Source organism: Sulfitobacter sp. HI0027, assembly GCF_001634775.1.
Taxonomy (GTDB): Bacteria; Pseudomonadota; Alphaproteobacteria; order Rhodobacterales; family Rhodobacteraceae; genus Sulfitobacter.
This window is the reverse complement of record NZ_LWER01000072.1, coordinates 1-2730: the sequence shown is the minus strand read 5'-3', so window position 1 is coordinate 2730 and position 2730 is coordinate 1. Positions and strand designations below refer to the sequence as shown.

2 protein-coding genes and 1 pseudogene are annotated in these 2730 nt (G+C 58.9%); 2 read left to right on the top strand and 1 reads right to left on the bottom strand.

Translation table 11 applies throughout. The features are described 5' to 3' along the window. The first annotated feature begins 275 nt into the window (after positions 1–275). Both A3722_RS04310 and A3722_RS04305 read left to right on the top strand, forming a co-directional pair. The gene (locus tag A3722_RS04310; RefSeq protein WP_067627737.1) at positions 276–1415 is read left to right on the top strand and encodes a tyrosine-type recombinase/integrase; all 1140 of its coding nucleotides are present in this window, start codon (positions 276–278) and stop codon (positions 1413–1415) included. 420 nt (positions 1416–1835) lie between these two features. Next, a pseudogene (locus A3722_RS04305) lies at positions 1836–2426 on the top strand (recombinase family protein); the annotation flags it as partial. Between the two features lie 32 nt (positions 2427–2458). On the opposite strand, the gene A3722_RS23125 reads toward A3722_RS04305, so the two are convergent. Next, positions 2459–2730: Tn3 family transposase (locus A3722_RS23125; protein ID WP_150120432.1), on the bottom strand; the 272-nt coding region annotated here is incomplete at its 5' end.

Below are 2730 nucleotides of genomic sequence, written 5' to 3'. Positions count from 1 at the left end.
GCGAGAGCGCTTGAGGCCAAGATCGCGGCAGGCCTTTAGGAATTCGGCACGGTTCGGTGGCGCATTGCTCGCCAGCCGTCGGATCACTCCCTCACGCGCAACCGCCCGTTCCCATGCCGCATCATCTACGGCGTTGATGTCTGAGCGATCCACCATGGCCAAAACCCAAAAAAGGTATCTTATGTCCGATAATGAAACTATAGTCCGGGAATGAAACAGGAACATGAATTCAATGTATTCAATAACTTAGAGTCCAGTAATGAAGCAAGAGCGACATGGGTAATCTCACAAATAGCAGCACCAAAATCGAGGGTTTGGGCGGGTCGGAGTCCGAGATTTCGAGCTCAGCGTCCTATGACTCGTTGAACGGTGACGAACACGACGAGAGAACCTCTCGGGATCGAGCCTCAATCGCCCTGCCCGCCAATGTGGCCGGCTCCGGCGCGCTCGACCGGCTGATCGATACCGCCCGGGACTACGCTGAGGCCTCGACTGCTGGGAACACGAACAAGGCCTACGCCGCCGACTGGAAACACTTCACCCGCTGGTGCCGACTGAAAGGCACAGAACCTCTGCCCCCCTCACCCGAGATGATTGGACTTTATGTGGCTGATCTGGCTGCACCAACCGGGAAGACCCCTGCCCTTTCGGTCTCCACGATCGAGCGTCGTCTCTCGGGGCTTTCCTGGAACTATAGGCAGCGCGGCTTCACTCTTGATCGCAAGGATCGCCACATCGCCACTGTTCTGGCTGGGATCAAACGCAAGCATGCGCGCCCGCCGGTTCAGAAGGAAGCTATCCTGCCTGAGGATATCCAGGCCATAGTGGCCACCCTGCCCTACGATCTCCGCGGGCTCCGAGATCGGGCGATCTTGCTTCTGGGTTATGCAGGCGGCCTGCGCAGGTCGGAGGTGGTCAACCTCGACATACACAAGGATGATACACCGGACTCCGGCGGCTGGCTGGAGATCTTCGACAAAGGCGCGCTGCTCACGCTTAACGCCAAGACCGGGTGGCGCGAGGTCGAGGTCGGGCGCGGCTCAAGCGACCAGACCTGTCCCGTCCACGCGCTGGAGCAATGGCTACACTTTGCCAAGATCGGCTTTGGCCCAGTCTTCGTGCGCACCTCGCGGGACGGCAAAAGCGCCCTCGAGGCGCGCCTTTCCGACAAGCACGTCGCAAGACTGATCAAGGCAACCGTTCTTAAGAGTGGTGTCAGATCCGATTTGCCGGAAGCCAAACGGTTGGCAATGTTCTCAGGGCATTCCTTGCGTGCCGGGCTCGCCTCGTCGGCAGAGGTTGATGAGCGCTATGTTCAAAAGCACCTAGGACATGCGTCGGCCGAGATGACCCGGCGCTACCAGCGCAGGCGCGACAGGTTCCGGGTGAACCTGACCAAAGCGGCAGGGCTGTGAAGACCAGGAATCTTGAGGCGTTGGTGAAGCGCTAAGGTGAAATTCCAGCGCTTCAGTTTCAGCTTACTGCTTCAATTGAAATCGGGAGCTAAACGCGACAACCACAGGTCGTCCTCAGAAGTCTCTTCAAGCTCCTCCGCATCCTCAAGAGGATCATCAAAAATATTATACTTTATACATGCTTGAGGCTCCATATGTGCAAAATATGGCATTTTTGCATTTTACCCAAGGGTTTTGTCAGGGTGCGCCTGCACACTTTATATAGCACGTGCGCGCAATGGTCTGCGAGAGCTCGCTGATCGCGCTCAGCGTAAGGGAACCAAGGGCTTTGGACTGAACAGCCCCACAGAGCCGGCACTTGCATTCGCTTACAAACGGTCGTTTATTGGGGGTATATGAAACTGCAAAAGGCCTGCTTTGATGCCATTGATAGGCTACGCGCGCGTTTCAACCGAGGATCAGACCCCCCTGCCCCAGTCGCAGGCCCTGAAATCCGCAGGCTGCGCCGAGATCCATGAAGAACAGGCCTCGGGCGGCAATCGTGCGCGGCCGGTGCTTGCGCGGGTGTTGGAGCGCATCGGCAAGGGCGACACGCTGGTGGTCGTGCGGATTGACCGCCTCGCGCGATCCCTGTCGCATCTGCTGGAGGTGATCGAGCGGCTGGAGGCCAAGGGTGCATTCTTTCGTTCAATTCAGGACCCGATCGACACCGGATCCCCGCAAGGCAAGTTCACGCTGCAGGTCTTGGGCGCTGCGGCCGAGTTCGAGCGCGCCCTGATCCGGGAACGCACCAAGGCCGGCCTCGCCAGCGCGCGCACAAAGGGCCGCGTGGGCGGGAACCCTGGGCTGCGTGCCAAAGACCCTGCTGCTCTTCGCAAAGTGCGGCTGGCGCGACAGGACGGCTACATGGAGCGTTTGAACGAGACGGCACAAGATTGGGTGCCCCACGTGCGCCGGTTGCGACCCGGCTTGGCTTGGGAGGACGTGCTGCGCATCATCAACGGCCCCTTGGGGTCGAGTGGGGCTGAGTGCAGAAAACCCCTTTAAGGATTTTGCGCTTCTATTTTCCGCCAACGATATTCGCCTGTTAGGATGATATGGGCCCACCCAAGCGGCGATATGTGGGCGAGGAGTTCGGGTGGGCAATCCAATCCTGCCCGCTGTCGCCTTGCCACAGCGTTTCCGAGCTGTTTGGAATTCCAATAAATGATGATGGCGGTCAGCAGATTGAGGCCAGCGATGCGGAAGTGTTGTCCTTCCGTGGTACGGTCGCGGATTTCTCCCTGACGCCCGATCCGAAGAGCACCTTTCAGGG

Excerpts from the sequence above, each read along its gene's own strand:
- A3722_RS04310 (WP_067627737.1), top strand. The coding sequence starts at position 276 with ATGGGTAATCTCACAAATAGCAGCACCAAAATCGAGGGTTTGGGCGGG.